Annotated in this window: 17 protein-coding genes and 1 riboswitch; of the genes, 16 read left to right on the top strand and 1 reads right to left on the bottom strand. The window is 38.1% G+C overall.

The features are described 5' to 3' along the window. The first annotated feature begins 50 nt into the window (after positions 1 to 50). The 14 genes from ABC346_RS19165 to purD all read left to right on the top strand — a co-directional run bounded on the left by ABC346_RS19165 (position 51) and on the right by purD (position 14,993). Positions 51 to 1,304: an Nramp family divalent metal transporter gene (locus tag ABC346_RS19165; RefSeq protein ID WP_413236379.1), complete on the top strand. Its 1,254-nt coding sequence runs from the start codon at positions 51 to 53 to the stop codon at positions 1,302 to 1,304. 148 nt (positions 1,305 to 1,452) lie between these two features. Further along, a complete protein-coding gene (locus tag ABC346_RS19160) occupies positions 1,453 to 2,046 on the top strand; it encodes a DUF2179 domain-containing protein (RefSeq protein ID WP_413236378.1) in 594 nt (197 codons plus the stop codon). Positions 2,047 to 2,128: 82 nt separating this feature from the next. Beyond that, positions 2,129 to 2,229, top strand: a riboswitch (purine riboswitch). Positions 2,230 to 2,407: 178 nt separating this feature from the next. Next, a complete protein-coding gene (gene purE / locus ABC346_RS19155; RefSeq protein ID WP_413236377.1) occupies positions 2,408 to 2,899 on the top strand; it encodes a 5-(carboxyamino)imidazole ribonucleotide mutase in 492 nt (163 codons plus the stop codon). Further along, positions 2,886 to 4,019, top strand: coding sequence for a 5-(carboxyamino)imidazole ribonucleotide synthase (purK, locus tag ABC346_RS19150; protein WP_413236376.1), 1,134 nt, complete (start codon positions 2,886 to 2,888; stop codon positions 4,017 to 4,019). Before purE ends, purK begins: the two co-directional genes overlap by 14 nt. Continuing rightward, positions 4,016 to 5,311, top strand: a complete 1,296-nt coding sequence (gene purB / locus ABC346_RS19145) for an adenylosuccinate lyase (protein ID WP_413236375.1) — start codon at positions 4,016 to 4,018, stop codon at positions 5,309 to 5,311. Before purK ends, purB begins: the two co-directional genes overlap by 4 nt. Before the next feature lie 13 nt (positions 5,312 to 5,324). Then, positions 5,325 to 6,038 (top strand): phosphoribosylaminoimidazolesuccinocarboxamide synthase, encoded by a 714-nt coding sequence (purC, locus tag ABC346_RS19140; protein WP_413236374.1) that lies wholly within the window; start codon positions 5,325 to 5,327, stop codon positions 6,036 to 6,038. Beyond that, positions 6,035 to 6,280, top strand: coding sequence for a phosphoribosylformylglycinamidine synthase subunit PurS (gene purS / locus ABC346_RS19135; RefSeq protein WP_413236373.1), 246 nt, complete (start codon positions 6,035 to 6,037; stop codon positions 6,278 to 6,280). Before purC ends, purS begins: the two co-directional genes overlap by 4 nt. 3 nt (positions 6,281 to 6,283) lie before the next feature. Then, on the top strand, positions 6,284 to 6,970 hold the full coding sequence (gene purQ, locus ABC346_RS19130) for a phosphoribosylformylglycinamidine synthase subunit PurQ (RefSeq protein ID WP_413236372.1): 687 nt from the start codon (positions 6,284 to 6,286) through the stop codon (positions 6,968 to 6,970). Further along, positions 6,954 to 9,182: a phosphoribosylformylglycinamidine synthase subunit PurL gene (gene purL, locus ABC346_RS19125; RefSeq protein WP_413236371.1), complete on the top strand. Its 2,229-nt coding sequence runs from the start codon at positions 6,954 to 6,956 to the stop codon at positions 9,180 to 9,182. Before purQ ends, purL begins: the two co-directional genes overlap by 17 nt. Beyond that, the gene (purF, locus tag ABC346_RS19120) at positions 9,158 to 10,564 is read left to right on the top strand and encodes an amidophosphoribosyltransferase (RefSeq protein ID WP_413236370.1); all 1,407 of its coding nucleotides are present in this window, start codon (positions 9,158 to 9,160) and stop codon (positions 10,562 to 10,564) included. Before purL ends, purF begins: the two co-directional genes overlap by 25 nt. 25 nt (positions 10,565 to 10,589) lie before the next feature. Next, positions 10,590 to 11,609, top strand: a complete 1,020-nt coding sequence (gene purM / locus ABC346_RS19115; RefSeq protein ID WP_413236369.1) for a phosphoribosylformylglycinamidine cyclo-ligase — start codon at positions 10,590 to 10,592, stop codon at positions 11,607 to 11,609. Then, the gene (purN, locus tag ABC346_RS19110; RefSeq protein ID WP_413236368.1) at positions 11,606 to 12,178 is read left to right on the top strand and encodes a phosphoribosylglycinamide formyltransferase; all 573 of its coding nucleotides are present in this window, start codon (positions 11,606 to 11,608) and stop codon (positions 12,176 to 12,178) included. Before purM ends, purN begins: the two co-directional genes overlap by 4 nt. 2 nt (positions 12,179 to 12,180) lie before the next feature. Beyond that, entirely contained in the window at positions 12,181 to 13,713 is a 1,533-nt protein-coding gene (gene purH / locus ABC346_RS19105) for a bifunctional phosphoribosylaminoimidazolecarboxamide formyltransferase/IMP cyclohydrolase (protein ID WP_413236367.1), read from the top strand. A 17-nt stretch (positions 13,714 to 13,730) separates the two neighbouring features. Further along, positions 13,731 to 14,993, top strand: a complete 1,263-nt coding sequence (gene purD / locus ABC346_RS19100) for a phosphoribosylamine--glycine ligase (RefSeq protein WP_413236366.1) — start codon at positions 13,731 to 13,733, stop codon at positions 14,991 to 14,993. Between the two features lie 442 nt (positions 14,994 to 15,435). Here purD and ABC346_RS19095 read toward each other — a convergent pair whose 3' ends face one another. Further along, positions 15,436 to 15,618, bottom strand: a complete 183-nt coding sequence (locus ABC346_RS19095) for a hypothetical protein (protein WP_413236365.1) — start codon at positions 15,616 to 15,618, stop codon at positions 15,436 to 15,438. 197 nt (positions 15,619 to 15,815) lie between these two features. Here ABC346_RS19095 and ABC346_RS19090 point away from each other — a divergent pair, with 197 nt between their 5' ends. Then, positions 15,816 to 17,555 (top strand): adenine deaminase, encoded by a 1,740-nt coding sequence (locus tag ABC346_RS19090; protein WP_413236364.1) that lies wholly within the window; start codon positions 15,816 to 15,818, stop codon positions 17,553 to 17,555. A gap of 41 nt (positions 17,556 to 17,596) precedes the next feature. Beyond that, positions 17,597 to 18,655, top strand: coding sequence for a DUF3048 domain-containing protein (locus tag ABC346_RS19085; RefSeq protein WP_413236363.1), 1,059 nt, complete (start codon positions 17,597 to 17,599; stop codon positions 18,653 to 18,655). Positions 18,656 to 18,665 lie beyond the last annotated feature (10 nt).

The following is an 18,665-nucleotide window of genomic DNA, read 5'->3' as shown; positions in this document are numbered from 1 at the left end:
CGTTTGAAGAAGAAAGGTAATACGTATTCAGGAGAGGGGAAGGTGTATCCATGGAAGATCCGAATCTGGAATCGGGACAAACGGAAAAGAAATCATTGATTCAAAAGCTGAAATCAGTTGGACCTGGTGCCATTATTGCTGCTTCGTTTATTGGCCCCGGGACAGTAACAACGTCTACACAAGCTGGTGCTAGTTTTGGCTATGCTTTAATTTGGGCAGTTTTATTCTCGATTTTGGCTACTATTGTTTTACAAGAAATGTCGGCACGTCTAGGTATTATTTCAAAGAAAGGTTTAGCTGAAGCTGCTCGAGATCAATTTAACCATCCGGCGGTAAAGTATCCGATTATTGGATTTATCATTATGGCAATATACGTGGGCTGTGCTGCCTATATGAGTGGAGACTTAAGAGGAACATCATTAGGGTTAGAGGCCTTAACAGGGGTTTCTATAAATATTATTGGACCAATTGTCGGAATTTTAATACTCTTCCTCGGGTTAAGTGGAAGTTATAAATTAATTGAAAAATTAATGGTATTCTTTGTTGTTTTAATGAGCATTATCTTTATCACTACAATGTTTATAGCTCAACCAGATATAGGTGGAGTGTTATCAGGAATGTTTGTACCGTCTATACCAGTTGGTTCAATCCTTACAATTATCGCGTTAATTGGAACCACCGTAGTACCATATAATTTATTTATCCACTCTTCATCCGTACAAGAAAGATGGTCGCGGCCTGAACAATTGAAAGATTCACGAAGAGACATTTATTTTTCCATCGGTGTTGGTGGTTTGATTACGATGGCAATCGTAATTACATCAGGAACACTGATGCGTGGAGTAGAAGTTAGCAGTGTCATAGATTTAGCAATACAATTAGAACCTTTACTTGGTGGATTTGCGGAATCATTTCTAGCTATTGGGATTTTTTCTGCTGGATTTTCTTCAGCTACTGCATCAGCATTAGGTGCTGCTATTACTGTAAGCAGTATGTTGAAATGGGATAATGGAATGAAAAATTGGAAATTTAAAGCTGTGTTTTCTTCTGTAATTATCATTGGTATCCTATCTTTTGTATTTCGATTTGAGCCGTTGGATGTTTTATTATTTGCACAAGCGTTAAATGGTATATTACTACCTGGTATTGCGATATTATTAATGGTAATAATGAATAATAAGAAATTACTAGGAAACTATGCAAATTCCACTATCGTTAATATAATTGGAACTGCAGTAGTAATTGTATGCACTGGGCTAGGGTTATACAGTCTAGTTACTGCGATACAGGGGTTCATTGGTTAAAGTATGACCTATACATGTCGTCTTGTTATGCCTCATGCAATGGGCGGAAATCTCCCCCTCCCACTGAGAGAGGTCGTATAATGGCATGGATTCGTCCATGTATGATAAATTAGGTGGAATACATGGATAGGATAAAGGAGGATTTACCTTGTTAGAGAATGCATTTATTATGTTGGCAATTATATTCTCGGTAAATGTTATTTATGTATCTTTAATGACAGTAAGAATGATTTTAACATTAAAAGGAAGAACGTATATTGCAGCATTTGTAAGTATGTTTGAGATCGTAATTTATGTAGTTGGATTAGGACTCGTATTAGATAATCTAGATCAGATTCAAAATCTAATTGCTTATGCTATTGGTTTTGGAACAGGTTTAGTTATTGGTGCGAAAATCGAAGAAAAATTAGCTTTGGGTTATATAACTGTGAACGTTGTGTCTGCGAATCCGGATTTAAAATTTACACAACGACTTCGTGACAAGGGATATGGTGTAACGAGCTGGTCTTCATATGGAAGAGAAGGCGATCGTTTATCGGTTCAAATTTTAACCCCACGAAAATATGAATTACGGTTATATGAAACCATTCAAGAAATTGATCCGAAAGCATTTATAATATCATATGAACCGAAACGAATTCATGGCGGGTTCTGGGTAAAACAAGTTCGCAAAGGAAAGTTAATGAATCCGAAGAAAAACAAAAATGCGAACACAGAGGAACCAAAAAACGAACAAAAATAGCAAAACCCGAACGTTATAATAAAAATATATAAAATCGTACGAGATTATATTGATTTTTGGTATTCGATTTGTTATGCTTAAGCCGACAATTGAAAATGAACCTCATATAAATTTGAGAATATGGCTCAGAAGTTTCTACCCAGCACCGTAAATCGCTGGACTATGAGGGAAGATGGATCATTTCCATTATAAGTTTATGTTTTTAAAGACTTGCGATACGTCGATCTCAGTCTATGAAACATGAACGTTAATGAAATGATTAAGTTCGTTAATTACAAGTCTATTCATCTTCTCTCTATATATTATAGATGGAAGATAATAGACTTTTTCGTTTGTAAAAAGACATAGAAAGAGGGATTGGATGGCTCAAGTAGGGGTTATTATGGGGAGTATTTCCGACTGGGAAACGATGCAGTATACTTGTAATGTACTCGATGAATTACAGATTTCTTATGAGAAAGAAGTGATATCTGCACACCGTACGCCGGATGATATGTTTGCTTACTCGAAACAGGCTCGTAGCAGAGGGTTAAAGGTAATTATTGCTGGAGCAGGAGGAGCAGCGCATTTACCAGGGATGGTAGCTTCACAAACAACATTACCTGTAATAGGTGTACCAGTTGAAAGTAAAGCATTACAAGGGTTGGATTCCCTGTTATCTATTGTTCAAATGCCTGGTGGTGTTCCGACTGCTACGGTAGCAATAGGGAAAGCTGGAGCCAAAAACGCTGGTATTCTTGCTGCGCAAATCATCAGTACATTTGATGAAGGTGCAGAGAAGTCTCTAAAGAAGTATCGTGAAGAAATGCGAGAATCTGTGAATGAAATGAGGGAAAATCTTGCAAACTACTAATACGATCTTACCTTCACAAACAATTGGAATTATCGGTGGTGGACAGTTAGGAAGAATGATGGCAATCGCTGCTCGGCATATGGGATATAAGATTGTTGTTTTAGACCCGACTCCAGATTGTCCTACTGCACACATCGCAGATCAACAAATCGTTGCCGCTTATAATGATTTGACTGCAATTGAAGCGTTAATGGATTGTAGTGATGTGATTACATATGAATTTGAAAATGTGGATTTACAAGCTGCTGCTCTTATTCATCAGTCTGGAAAGTTACCACAAGGAACACGTGCATTAGAAGTTACTCAAAATCGTGAAAAAGAAAAAAGCGTAGTTTCTGATTTAGCGTTGCCAGTCCCTGACTATTATATTGTTACTAATACAGAAGAATGTGAACATGCACTTGACTCCATTTCTTTCCCGGCAGTAATTAAAACGTGTCGAGGAGGCTATGACGGAAAAGGGCAATTGAAAATTCATAATGAATCTGAAAAAGATCTAGCCATTCAATTTTTCAAGAAACATGGGTATTGCATTATTGAACAATGGATTACCTTTGATAAAGAAGTATCGGTAGTCTTTACAAGGTCTATAAATGGAAATATCGAGTTCTTTCCATTAGCTGAGAACGTGCATCGGGATCATATTCTATACAAAACAACTGTTCCAGCTAACGTAGACCACCAAATTCATGAATCTGCCTGTCAGATAGCTGAAAAAATTGCGGACCATATGGATATTGTTGGTACCTTTGCTATTGAAATGTTTGTAAAAGGAACAGAAGTCTATGTCAACGAAATGGCTCCTCGTCCTCACAATTCAGGTCATTATACCATCGAAGGTTGCAATGTTTCGCAATTCGCACAGCATATACGGGCAATTTGTGGTTTACCATTAATCAATGTGGAATTACATGGACCAACGGCTATGATTAATGTTTTAGGCAATGATATAGAATACGCAAAAACCTTTCTTACCGAATCACATGTTGGCTTTCTTCATTTGTATGGAAAAGAAGAGCCGAAGGAAAAACGAAAAATGGGACACATTACATTCACTGCTAAGACAGTAGAAGAATTAGAGAAACAACTGAATTACTTCAAGGAGGAAATACATTCATGATTGAACGTTATACAAGAGAAGAAATGGGTAGTATTTGGACGGAAGAGAATAAATTTAAAGCGTGGTTAGAGGTTGAAATATTAGCTTGTGAAGCATGGAGTGAATTAGGAGTAATCCCGAAAGAAGATGTAAAGAAATTAAGAGAAAATGCTTCTTTTGATATGAACCGTATCTATGAAATTGAAGAAGAAACACGACATGATGTAGTAGCATTCACACGTGCTGTGTCTGAGACATTAGGTGAAGAGCGAAAATGGGTACATTACGGTCTAACATCGACAGACGTTGTAGATACAGCGTTATCTTATATTTTAAAACAAGCAAACGATATTTTACGTAAAGACTTAAATAATTTCGTTGATATTTTAAAAGAAAAGGCACGAGAACATAAGCACACGGTAATGATGGGACGTACACATGGTGTACATGCAGAACCAACGACATTCGGTTTGAAAATGGCATTATGGTATGAAGAAATGAAACGTAATGTAGAGCGTTTTGAAATGGCTGCTGAGAATATCGAATTTGGTAAGATTTCTGGAGCAGTCGGTACCTATGCAAATATAGATCCATTTGTAGAACAGTATGTGTGTGAAAAGTTAGGTACCTCTCCAGCTCCGGTATCGACACAAACATTACAGCGTGATCGTCATGCAGCATATTTATCGACACTTGCATTAATTGCAACGTCGATTGAAAAATTCGCAACAGAAATTCGTAGCTTGCAAAAAACAGAAACTCGTGAAGTAGAAGAACGGTTTGCGAAAGGTCAAAAAGGCTCGTCTGCTATGCCGCATAAACGTAATCCTATCGGATCTGAAAATATGACGGGCATGGCTCGTGTGATTCGAGGATATATGGTAACTGCCTATGAAAATGTCGCTTTATGGCATGAACGCGATATTTCTCATTCATCAGCAGAAAGAGTAATCTTACCTGATGCGACTATCGCATTAAATTATATGTTAAACCGTTTTGGCAACATCGTAAAAAACTTAACGGTATTCCCGGAAAATATGAAGCGTAATATTGATCGAACTCATGGAGTTATCTTTTCACAGCGAGTGCTGCTTTCCTTGATTGATAAAGGCATGGCTCGTGAAGAAGCATATGATATTGTGCAACCAAAGGCGATGGAAGCATGGGAAACAGAGACTCACTTCAAACAGTTAGTAGAAAGTGATGATCGGATTACTGGAAAGTTAACACAAGAAGAAATTGATGATTGTTTTGATTATACGTACCACTTGAAGAATGTCGATCAAATCTTTACAAAAATCGGTATTTCCTAGGAGGCCAATCGATATGAAAGCAGCGCTTTTATATGAAGGTAAAGCAAAGAAAGTATATCAATCTTCTGAAGATGAACATCAATTAGTGCTCTCCTATAAGAATGATGCAACAGCTTTTAATGGAGAGAAGAAAAGTCAATTTGAAGGGAAGGGGAGACTCAATAATGAGATCTCTTCCCTTATCTTTCAACGCTTACATGATGCAGGTATTCAAACACATTTTATAAAACGATTGGATTCGACTCAACAAATTGTTCAGAAAACTAATATTATTCCTTTAGAAGTGGTTATTCGAAATATTGCGACAGGAAGTATTACGAAAAGGCTAAGGATTAAAGAAAAGATTCCTTTTACTCCACCTTTACTCGAATTATTTTATAAGCACGATGCTTTAGGAGACCCATTAATCAATGATGAACATGCATTGCTTTTAACGGATATAACTGAAACTGAATTGGCTGAAATAAAAGATAAAGCGAGAGTAGTAAATGGAGCGCTTCAAGAAATCTTTCAATCTATCGGGGTTCGACTAGTAGATTTCAAATTGGAATTTGGAAGAAATAAAGAAGGAGAAATACTTCTTTCAGATGAGGTTTCTCCTGATACTTGCAGACTATGGGATATAAAAACGAATGAAAAACTCGATAAAGATGTATTTCGCCAAGGCACGGGAGACTTAATTACTGTATATCAAGAAATTCTAAATCGCTTGGAGGTTCATGTATGAAAAAAGTAACGGTATATATCACATTAAAACCAGGAGTTTTAGATCCACAAGGAAAAGCAATTCAAGAATCACTTCAGTCCTTAGGATACCAAGAGGTTGAAGATGCTCGAGTAGGGAAGTATATTGAATTGCAAGTGGAGGAGGGACCAAATATTGAAGAACGAATTACGGAGATGTGTGATCGACTTTTAGCAAACCCAGTTATTGAGAACTATCAATTTGATTTAGAGGGGGTTAAGTAAACCGTGAAATTTGCTGTCATCGTGTTTCCAGGATCAAATTGTGATCGAGATATGTACCATGCGGTAAAGGAAGTAGCTGGTGCTGAAGCAGAACTTGTTTGGTATACAGATACAAGTAAATTAGAAAATGTAGATGGAATATTACTTCCAGGTGGCTTTTCCTATGGGGATTATTTACGTTCGGGATCAATGGCCTCTACTTCAGATGTCATGCATAAAATACGAGAGCATGCATCGAAAGGAAAACCTGTCTTAGGAGTATGCAATGGATTCCAAATATTAACGGAATCGGGACTACTTCCGGGAGCTTTGATGAGAAATAAACATCTTTCATTCATGTGCCATCAAGAAGAATTAGTTGTAGAAGATAACCAAACTTTTTTTACATCGCTTTATGAAAAAGGTGAAGTTGTTCGTTATCCGATTGCACATGGTGAAGGAAACTATTTTTGTGACGATGTCACATTGCAAGCGTTAAAAGCAAATAATCAAATCGTCTTTACATATAAACATAATCCAAATGGTTCGATTGAAAATATCGCAGGGATTCGAAATAAACAAGGAAATGTACTTGGAATGATGCCTCATCCAGAACGAGCTGTAGAAGAACTACTTGGCAGTGACGATGGTTTAAAACTATTTAAATCAATGATCGCAAATTGGAGGGACAGCTATGCAGTTAACGCATGATATACATCCAGAACAGATTGAGAAAGACCGTCTATACCTTGATATGGGATTAAGCGATGAAGAGTTTCAACGTATTAAACAAATCCTCGGCCGTCATCCGAATTTTACAGAGACAGGTATTTTTTCCGTAATGTGGTCAGAACATTGCAGTTATAAAACGTCAAAACCACTGTTGAAAAAGTTTCCTACAGATGGGCCTCATGTATTACAAGGACCTGGTGAAGGTGCAGGAGTAATTGATATTGGTGACGAGCAAGCAGTCGTATTTAAAATAGAAAGTCACAACCATCCATCTGCAGTAGAACCATACCAAGGAGCGGCTACTGGAGTAGGTGGAATCATTCGTGATGTATTTTCAATGGGGGCGCGACCGATTGCTTCGCTGAATTCACTACGGTTTGGACCATTAACAAATAATCGTACGAAATATCTTTTTTCCGAAGTGGTCGCTGGAATAGCTGGTTACGGGAACTGTGTCGGTGTTCCAACAGTTGGTGGAGAAGTACAATTTGATGAAAGTTATGAAGATAATCCATTAGTTAATGCGATGTGTGTCGGGTTGATTAATCATAACGATGTGCAAAAAGGGATAGCGGCAGGGATTGGGAATACGATTCTTTATGCAGGGCCGCCAACCGGTCGTGATGGAATTCATGGTGCGACATTTGCCTCTGACGACTTAGCGGAGGATTCCAATAAAGATAGACCTGCTGTCCAGGTTGGGGATCCGTTTATGGAAAAGTTATTAATTGAAGCTTGTTTAGAAGTGATTCAGTCCGATGCACTGGTCGGTATCCAAGATATGGGTGCGGCAGGTTTAACCTCGTCTGCTAGTGAAATGGCGAGTAAAGCTGGAACAGGTTTAGAGATGAATTTGGATCTTGTTCCCCAACGTGAACAAGGCATGACAGCTTATGAAATGATGCTTTCTGAGTCTCAAGAGCGCATGCTGCTTTGTGTGCAGGAAGGTCGTGAACAAGAAATTATCGATATATTCGAAAAATATGGACTGAAATCTGTGCCAGTTGGAAAAGTAATTGAGGAGAAGGTATTTCGTATTAAGCACCTTGGCGAAGTGGTTGCCGACATCCCTGTTGATTCATTAGCTGATGATGCACCGGTCTATGATATGCCATCGAAAGAGGCAGTTTACTACAAAGCTTTTCAACAGATGGATATAGCGACGCCAGCTATTGAAGATTATGCAAATACGTTAAAACAGCTATTACAACAACCGACGATTGCCAATAAAGAGTGGGTCTATGACCAATATGATTCGATGGTACAAACCAATACTGTCGTAACTCCTGGTTCGGATGCAGCAGTTATTCGGATAAAAGGAACGGATAAAGCTTTAGCAATGACAACGGATTGTAATTCGAGATATATCTATCTTGATCCAGAAACAGGTGGGAAAATTGCAGTTGCAGAAGCAGCGAGAAATATCGTATGCTCAGGAGCAAAACCATTAGGATTAACGGATGGATTAAATTTTGGTAATCCGACGAATCCAGAGATTTTTTGGCAAATGGAGAAGAGTGTTGAAGGAATGAGTGCTGCATGTAATGCGTTGCATACACCGGTAATCAGTGGAAATGTCTCCTTATATAATCAATCAAAAGGAAAATCTATCTACCCAACGCCAATTGTAGGTATGGTAGGGTTGCATGAATCGACGAAACATATTACACCGAGTTATTTTCAACATAAAGAGGATGTAATTTATTGCATTGGTAAAGCAAAAGCTGAATTCGGTGGATCGGAATTACAGCAATTATATTCTGGGAAATATGAAGGAAAAGCACCACATATTGATTTAGACGTGGAAGCAGAACGTCAAGAAAAGTTATTAACAGTCATTAAAGAAGGAATTATTTCTTCTGCACACGATATATCTGAAGGGGGTCTGGCGATTGCTTTAGCAGAGTCGTTGTTCAATGGTAAAGGACTTGGTGCGGAGATTAACTTAGTAGGAGAAGCAACCGTAGAATTATTTAGTGAATCTCAATCTAGATTCCTAGTTTCCGTCAATGAAACACATGTGGATGCATTTGAGGACCATTTTCCAGAAGCAACTAAGTTAGGGAAGGTTACTGACCTAGGGGAATTATCTATTTCTATCAACGATAAAATAATCATTCAAGAAGGTACCGAAGAATTAGAGAATCTTTGGAAAGGAGCTATTCCATGCTTGCTGAAATCAAAGGCATAAATGAAGAATGTGGAGTTTTTGGCATCTGGGGTCATGAAAAGGCAGCTGAGTTAACTTATTATGGCTTACATTCCATGCAACATCGGGGACAAGAAGGTGCCGGGATTGTCGTCAATACGGGTAGAGAACTCAAAGCACATAAAGGATTAGGGCTTGTAAATGATGTGTTCAAACCCGTGAAATTTGATGATTTAGCAGGAAGAGTGGCTGTAGGTCATGTCAGGTATGCGACACAAGGTGGCAGAGGCATTGAAAATGTCCAACCTTTATTATTTCAGTCACAAACTGGAGGAATGGCGTTAGCACATAATGGTAATCTAATGAACGCACATGAACTGCGTGGAGAATTAGAAAGAGAAGGAAGCATTTTACAGACATCTTCGGATACAGAAGTATTAGCTCATTTAATTAAACGGAGCGGAGAAGTAACCGAGGACTCTATCGCTCGTGCACTGAATCGTGTTGTCGGAGCGTACGCATATATCATCCTGCAAGAAGATAAAATGTTTGCAGCATTAGATCCTGCAGGAATTCGTCCGCTTTCTATAGGTCGGTTGGGAGATGCTTATGTCGTAGCTTCTGAAACATGTGCTTTTGATCAGATTGGTGCCACATTCGAACGTGAAGTATTGCCCGGGGAATTGATTACAATTAGTGACGATGGAATTCACTCGACTCGATTTGCACCCAGAGATAAGCGCCGTATGTGCGCAATGGAATATGTCTACCTTTCTAGACCAGATAGTGATGTGAACTATGTGAATGTGCATGCATCTAGAAAGCAAATGGGCAAAGAATTAGCGAAAGAATCATCCATTGATGCGGATATCGTTATCGGTGTTCCTGATTCTAGTATCTCTGCTGCGATCGGTTTTGCGGAAGAAAGTGGTCTTCCATATGAAATGGGGATTATAAAGAATCGCTATGTAGGACGTACTTTCATACAACCCTCACAGGAATTACGTGAACTTGGTGTGAAGATGAAGCTTTCACCTGTTCGAAGTATCATTGAAGGAAAACGAGTTGTTATGATTGATGATTCGATCGTACGTGGTACAACAAGTCGGCGAATTGTTCAAATGTTAAAGGAAGCAGGAGCAAAAGAAGTTCATGTTCGGATTGCTTCTCCAGCGATTCAAAATCCTTGTTACTACGGAATCGATATGTCTACTAAACAAGAATTAATTGGAGCCAATTATTCGGTTGATGAAATCAATGACATTATTGGATCAGATACGTTAGCTTATTTATCAGAACAAGGGTTGGAAAAAGCAATTGTAAAAGACAAAACAATTAACCAAGGTGTTTGTATGGCTTGTATGACTGGTAAATACCCAGTAAAACAAGACGGTGAATTGGAAATTCATTATACAAGTTGTTAGAAGAAAGTTACGTGGAGGGATTACCATGTCAGAAGTCTATAAACAAGCAGGAGTAGATGTAGAAAAAGGCTATGAAGCTGTAGAACGGATGAAAAAACATATTGCCCGTACACACCGACCAGAGGTATTAGGGGCACTTGGATCTTTTGCAGGAGCATTTGACCTATCATCGTTTCAATATAAGGAGCCTGTTCTTCTATCCGGTACAGACGGCGTTGGGACAAAATTAAAACTAGCTATTGATTTAGATAAGCATGATACAGTTGGGATTGATTTAGTTGCTATGTGTGTGAATGATATTGTCGCCCAAGGTGGAGACCCACTATTCTTTTTAGATTATATCGCTTGTGGTGAAAATGATCCAACAAGGATAGAAGCAATTGTTTCTGGTATTGCCAAAGGGTGTGAACAAGCAGGGGCTGCATTGATTGGTGGAGAGACTGCTGAAATGCCTGGTATGTATGAACCTAGTGAGTATGATTTAGCAGGGTTTGTCGTAGGAATCGTAGAGAAATCTGAGATGATTACAGGTTCAGAAATCAAATCTGGAGATGTAGTAATTGGACTTTCTTCAAGTGGTATTCATTCGAATGGCTACTCTCTCGTGCGTAAATTAATCGCGGATGTCGATTTACGTCAAACGTACCCTGGACTAAATCAACCGTTATCAGATGCAGTGATGGAACCTACAAAGATTTATGCAAAAACGATTCAAGCGCTAAAACAGAAAGTATCTATAAAAGGAATGTCGCATATTACTGGGGGAGGATTTGATGAAAATATTCCCCGCATGCTTCCAGCAGGTTTAGGCGTTTTAATTGAATCCACTAGTTGGGATGTACCAGAGATTTTTCACTTCCTACAAGCAAAGGGAAACATCGACGACAGAGAAATGTATGGTGTGTTCAACATGGGAATTGGAATGGCTGTCGTTGTGTCAGAAGATGATGTTTCTACCGCATTACAGTTGCTTGAAAAAGTAGATGAACAAGCATATGTGATTGGAAAAGTTATAGAGGAGGAAGGAGTGCACTTTACATTATGACTATAAAAGCAGCTGTTTTTGCTTCAGGGACGGGTAGTAATTTTGAAGCAATAATGGAAGCAACCGATTTGAAATGTGAGATTACTCTTCTCGTATGTGATAAACCGGGAGCATTAGTGATTGATAAAGCAGCTAGTTACAATATTCCAACATTGGTATTTAATCCAAAGGAATACAGTTCAAAGACCGAATATGAAAGAATGATCTACCGTCATTTACAGCATTATGGTATATCTTGGATCTTTTTAGCAGGGTATATGCGACTGATTGGCAATACGTTGCTGGACCAATATGAAAGTAAAATCTTAAATATACATCCTTCTTTGTTGCCTTTTTTTCCTGGAAAGGATGCGATTGGGCAAGCATATGATGCAGGAGCGAGAGAAACAGGGGTTAGCATTCATTTTGTTGATGCGGGAATGGATACGGGACCAGTTATTGCTCAGGAAGGCGTCATGATTGAAGAACATGATACAATAGAAAAATTAAAAAAACGCATACAGAAGGTAGAACATCAACTTTATCCAAAAGTAATTAATAAAGTAGTGTCTAATAAAGTGAGGGAATAACAATGAGTAAACGTGCGTTAATTAGTGTGTCAGATAAAACAAATATAATCGAATTTGCCAAAGGTCTCAAAGAAAGTGGATTCGAAATCTTATCTACAGGTGGGACATTACGAAGTATTGCTGAAGCGGGAATTCATGTAACACCAGTAGATGAAGTAACTGGATTCCCAGAAATGTTAGATGGGCGTGTAAAAACATTACATCCAATGATTCATGGGGGATTACTTGGTAAACGTTCCAACAAGGAGCATCTTTCTCAAATGGAAGAGCATGGCATTGTAGCAATTGATATAGTGGCCGTTAATCTATATCCATTTAAAGAGACCGTGCAGGAAACGGATGTAAGTCATCAAGATATTATTGAGAATATAGATATTGGTGGCCCATCTATGTTGCGTTCTGCTGCCAAAAACTTTGAAGACGTACTTGTTGTAACGGATCCAACAGATTACGAGCATGTGTTAGAAGCAATTATATCCGAAACAGATACATATGAATTTCGTCAGCAATTAGCAGCAAAAGTATTTCGTCATACTGCTAGTTATGATGCAATGATAGCGAATTATTTCCTATCTCAGACTGGGGAGCAATATCCAGAAAGCTATACAGTTACGTATGAAAAAGTGCAAGACTTACGATATGGAGAAAATCCGCATCAGAAAGCTGCATTTTATAAAGAACCCATTCAATCTCGATCTACATTAGCAACTGCGAAGCAACTACATGGTAAGGAGCTTTCTTATAACAATATTCAGGATACGAATGCAGCCATAGAGATTGTAAAAGAGTTTGAAGAACCTGCTGCAGTCGCAGTAAAGCATATGAATCCTTGTGGAATAGGTATTGGAGAGACGATATCAGCAGCATTTGAACGTGCATATCATGCAGACCCAATCTCGATTTTCGGAGGAATTGTAGCTTGTAATCAACCTGTAGATGCTGCTACAGCGGAACAATTAAGTCAGATCTTTTTAGAAATTGTGGTGGCACCATCTTTTGATAAGGATGCGCTAGAAATTTTAACTCAAAAGAAAAATATACGACTATTGGAGTTAGATGTTACAACTGATGACAAACAGTCCAATCGTTTAACAACAGTAGATGGCGGTGCATTAATCCAAGCTTATGACGCAAAAGAAGTAAATGAAGCGGATCTTGAAGTGGTTACTAATCAACAACCAACTAAACAAGAAATCAATGATATGTTGTTTGCTTGGAAAGCAGTGAAACATGTGAAGTCGAATGCGATTGTTCTTGCTAAAGACTCACAAACTATTGGGGTTGGTGCAGGTCAAATGAATCGTATTGGTGCTGCAGAAATTGCCATTAAGCAAGCAGGGGATAAAGGTGAAGGTGCGGTATTAGCTTCAGATGCATTCTTCCCCATGCCAGATACGGTAGAAGCGGCTGCAAAAGCAGGTATTAAGGCAATTATCCAACCGGGAGGATCGAAACGAGACCAAGATTCGATTGACGTTTGTAATCAGTTTGGCATTTCCATGGTCTATACGAAAGTCAGACACTTTAAACACTAACAGTAGGAGGGACGATCTTGGATGTTTTAGTAGTTGGTCGAGGCGGTAGAGAACATAGTATTGTGAAAAAACTAAAAACGAATACGAATATAGTAAATCTTTATGTTGCTCCAGGAAATGGCGGAATCGCGAATGACGCTTCATGTGTGGAAATCGATGAGATGGATATCGATAACTTATGTGAATTTGCAAAGCAAAACGGAGTAGATTTTACCATTGTCGGACCAGAAAACCCTTTAAACGCTGGCATTGTAAATGAATTTCACAAAGAAGGATTAGCGATTTTTGCTCCCACCAAAGAAGCAGCATTATTAGAAGGAAGTAAAAGTTTTGCAAAAGACTTTATGAAAAAGTATGAAATTCCAACTGCTGCTTATGGTGTATTTACTGATGTAAACGAAGCAAAAAAAATGGTAAAACAACAAGGTGCTCCGATCGTTATTAAAGCAGATGGATTAGCTGCCGGAAAAGGTGTAATCGTGGCTATGACAGAAGAGGAAGCTTATCAAGCAATTGACGATATGTTAGTAGATAAAACATTTTCTAATGCTGGTGCAACTGTCGTTATTGAAGAATACCTCGAAGGCAAGGAATTTTCCTTAATGGCCTTTGTTCATGAAAATCACGTCTACCCTATGCTAGCTGCAAGAGATCACAAACGTGCGTTTGATCATGATCAAGGACCCAATACAGGTGGTATGGGTGCATTCGCCCCGGTTCCTGATCTATCAAAAGAAGATTATGACTTTACTTTTGAGCGTATCTTACAAAAAACTGCAGATGGGATGATTGAAGAAGGGCGTCCATTTACCGGGATCTTATACGCCGGGTTGATGATGACGAAAGAAGGACCGAAAGTTATTGAATTTAACACCCGTTTCGGAGATCCTGAGACACAGGTCGTCCTCCCATTACTTAAAAATGATTTATTACAAGTAATGCAAGATGTACTGGCGAAGAAAGACCCGCAATTAACATGGTATGACGAAGCTTGTGTAGGAGTTGTACTCGCCTCTCAAGGATATCCAAATGATTATGAAAAAGGACATCGTATCCCAGAGTTTAATCCGCAACAAAAAGACTTTGTCATCCATGCCGGTGCCAAATTAAATGATGAGAATTTAGTTTCTGATGGTGGCCGCGTGCTTTTAGTGGGTAGTCGAGCTGATACAATCGAAAAAGCCTCTGCAAACGTTTATCATCAATTGGAGAAAACAGCGATTAACACAGATTCTTTCTTTTATCGAAAAGATATAGCAGTAACCAAAACTAGAACATAAGACATAAACCGAGATGATCTTAGGTAATTTATATAGAATGTGAGAGAAAGTTTGGGTAGCGCAGGTGTAGGCTTCCTCCGTAAAATGATCCGTAAATGGAAGCCCACCAGCTATATGTCTGAAGCACCAATAGTCTTTGAGAGAGCGATTTTAATACCAAGCTGCGTTAGAGATCTATAATAACCCAGTTCTAAAACCCAAAACAGCCTAAGAAATCCGGAAAAGTGGTAAATAGAACCGCTCTAAAACCCAAATCAGCACGAGAAATCCGGAAAAGTGGTAAATAGACCGGTTCTAAAAACGAAAACAGCACGAGAAATCTAGAAAAGTGGTAAATAGACCGGTTCTAAAAACGAAAACAGCCTGAGAAATCTAGAAAAGTGGTAAATAGAACCGCTCTATCTTAGAATAGCTTGCCCTCATTCCAAGCTAGCTTAAAAGCTTATGTGTAGATTTGTCCCCCGGCACAATTAATGGTTGAGCCGTTTAGTAATTTTCCATTATTCATTGCAAATATCATTGCTTCAGCAACTTCTTCTGCAGTAGCGGGTTCACTGGCAAGTTTTAAAGCTGTTGCTCGACCTAATCCTGTGGCAGATCCAGTAATTAATACTACGTTATCCATCATAATCCCCCTATATGTATATTATAATGTTAGTATATACCCATAAATGAAACATTTCTATTATGTTGTAGGAACAAAAACATAACACCAAAATATTAATATTTGGTAAATTTTACTAAAATATACACATTCTTTGCTCTATTAAAGCGTTATATATGATAGAATGGAAGAAATTATAATTACTGGAGAGTTGCCGTATGGAAAACGGAAGGAACTGGAGAAATCGAGAATTGCGACAACATGTGAAGGTGATTGATGGAACAGTATCACCAACTTTATTATTGAAAAATGCAACATACTTAAATGTTCATACGAAACAATGGTTAGAAGCGAATATTTGGATTTATGAAGATCGTATTGTATATGTAGGTGAAAAATTACCAAATCAATCCCAAGAGACAGAGGTCTATGATTGTGAAGGTAAGTTTATTGTACCAGGCTATATTGAACCACATGCTCATCCGTTTCAACTAGCAAATCCGGAAATAACAGCTATGCATGCAGCGAAAACAGGTACTACTACGCTAGTTAATGACAATTTGACATGGTATTTGCTAACTAATAAAAAGAAAGCGTTTTCTATTATTGATCAATTTAACAAATTACCAATTTCAATGTTTTGGTGGTCTAGATATGATTCTCAGACAACCTTACAAGAAGAGAATCATTTTATTAATACAAATGATGTGCTTGATTGGATAAATCATCCGTCAGTTGTACAAGGTGGAGAATTAACGGATTGGCCAAGTTTGTTGGCTGGTGATGATCGACTTCTTTATTGGATTCAAGAGACAAAACGAAAAGGAAAACCAATTGAAGGTCATTTGCCAGGTGCTTCATTACGAACATTAACAAAGATGAAATTATTAGGAATTAGTGCCGATCATGAAGCAATGACAGGAGAAGACGTGATGAATCGTCTACAACTTGGATACATGGTAGGTCTTCGCTACTCGCCTATACGGCCTGATTTGCCAACTATTCTAGAAGAATTGCTAGAGTCTGGATTAACTACATTCGATCAACTAACATTTACGATGGATGGCCCGACTCCTTACTTTATGAAAGATGGAGTAATTAATACTTGTATTCAGATTGCTATCGATAAAGGAATTCCAATAGAAGATGCGTATCGCATGGGGTCGTTTCATGCTGCAAAACACCTGCGGATGGATGAGGAACTTGGCAGCATTGCACCAGGTAGAATCGCACATATGAACATCCTGCAGGAAAAAGCTAATCCTAATCCGATCGGTGTCCTCGCGAAAGGGCAATGGATTGTTAAAGAAGCAAAAGAAATCGATATTCCATCGATTATTGATTGGAGTAAATATGAAATTAATGAAATGAATATTGATTGGGAATTAACTGATGATGATTTACAATTTTCTGTTCCAGTAGGGATGGATGTAGTCAATGATGTCATTATTAAGCCATATACGATCGATTCAGATGTTAGTTTTGAAGAACTAAATGAAGAAAAAGGAGAACAATTTATTCTCTTGATAGATCGAAAAGGAAAATGGAGAGTAAATACGATTATTCGAGGGTTTGCACCGAAACTCGGAGCGCTTATCAGTAGTTATTCTGCATCGGGAGATATTATTATAATTGGAAATAGCAAAAAAGACATTTTTATTGCTTGGAGTCGACTGAAAGAATTAAAAGGTGGCATAATTCTAGTTAATGATGGTGAAATATTAACGGAGATTCCATTACCACTTGGAGGATCTCTTCCAAATGAACCAATGGAACAAATGATAGTGTATGATAAACAACTGAAGGAGACATTACAAAAATTTGGATTTGCTTTTTATGATCCAGTTTATAGTCTATTATTCTTGTCCGCTTTTCATCTGCCTTTCTTTAGGATTACACAGAAAGGACTATTAGATGTAAAAAATCGTGATATACTCTTTCCAGCAACAATGAGGTAGCCTATAATAAGAGATAACTTATACACAAAAAGGTGTTGTTTATGAAAAGAGTAGGGTTCGTTTTATTGCTTATTATTTCTTTATTAATCGCTTGCGAAGAGGACAATCATGATGCAACGGCAAATACACAGAAAGAACCAGGTGTAGATAAAAAAGAGCAAGTGACAGATAATCGTAATCAAGAAGTATATCCATTATCTGGTATAGTGTCGGAAGGCGGGAATATTGATCAACGTCCGATTGGTGTGATGATTAACAATCACCGATCTGCTCGACCTCAATCTGGTTTATCTGATGCAGATATTGTCTTTGAAATATTAGCTGAAGGTACAATTACTCGATTTCTCGCAATATATCAAAGTAATTTGCCAGAAGTAGTTGGCCCTGTACGAAGTGCAAGAGAATATTATGCGGATATTGCGAATGGCTATAATAGTATATATGTATATCATGGTGCTGCTAATTTTGTAAATGATATCATTGCTTCAAAAGGAATTGATCATTTAAATGGATCGATTTATGATAACGATGGGCATTTATTTAAAAGAGAAAGTTTTAGAAAAGCACCGCATAATTCATACTTGCAACTACCAGCTGTCAACGAAGTTGCAAGTGAAGAAGGATTTGAAATATCAAATTCAATCGAACCACTTGAATTTTTAACAGATACGGATGTAGAAGGTTTGTCTGGTGATTCAGCGAGTAGTATTGAAGTCATCTACAGTAGTAATCCTGCAAATGTGGTAGAATATATGTACCAAGAAGACAAAGGTACATATACTCGTTCGAGTGATGGAGAACAGACGGTTGAATTACAAACAGAACAACCAATATCTGTAGAGAATATATTTATCTTAGAAACTAACCATGAAGTTATTGATGATGCTGGTAGAAGAGCAGTTGATTTTACGAGTGGAGGATCTGCATATTTAATTCAGCATGGACAATACCAAAAGGTAGAGTGGGAAAATAGAGACGGAAGAATTGTACCAGTAAAAGATGGTAAGGAACTTGGATTGATTCCAGGTATGACTTGGGTAAATGTCGTACCAAGCGGAGATCCTGGAATGGAGCAAGCTGTTACTATTTCTGGTCAGTAGGGCTTAGGTT

The organism is Oceanobacillus phoenicis (genome assembly GCF_047238145.1).
Classification (GTDB): Bacteria; Bacillota; Bacilli; order Bacillales; family Amphibacillaceae; genus Oceanobacillus.
Note: the sequence above shows the minus strand (reverse complement) of the source record. Positions and strands in the feature narration are given on the sequence as shown.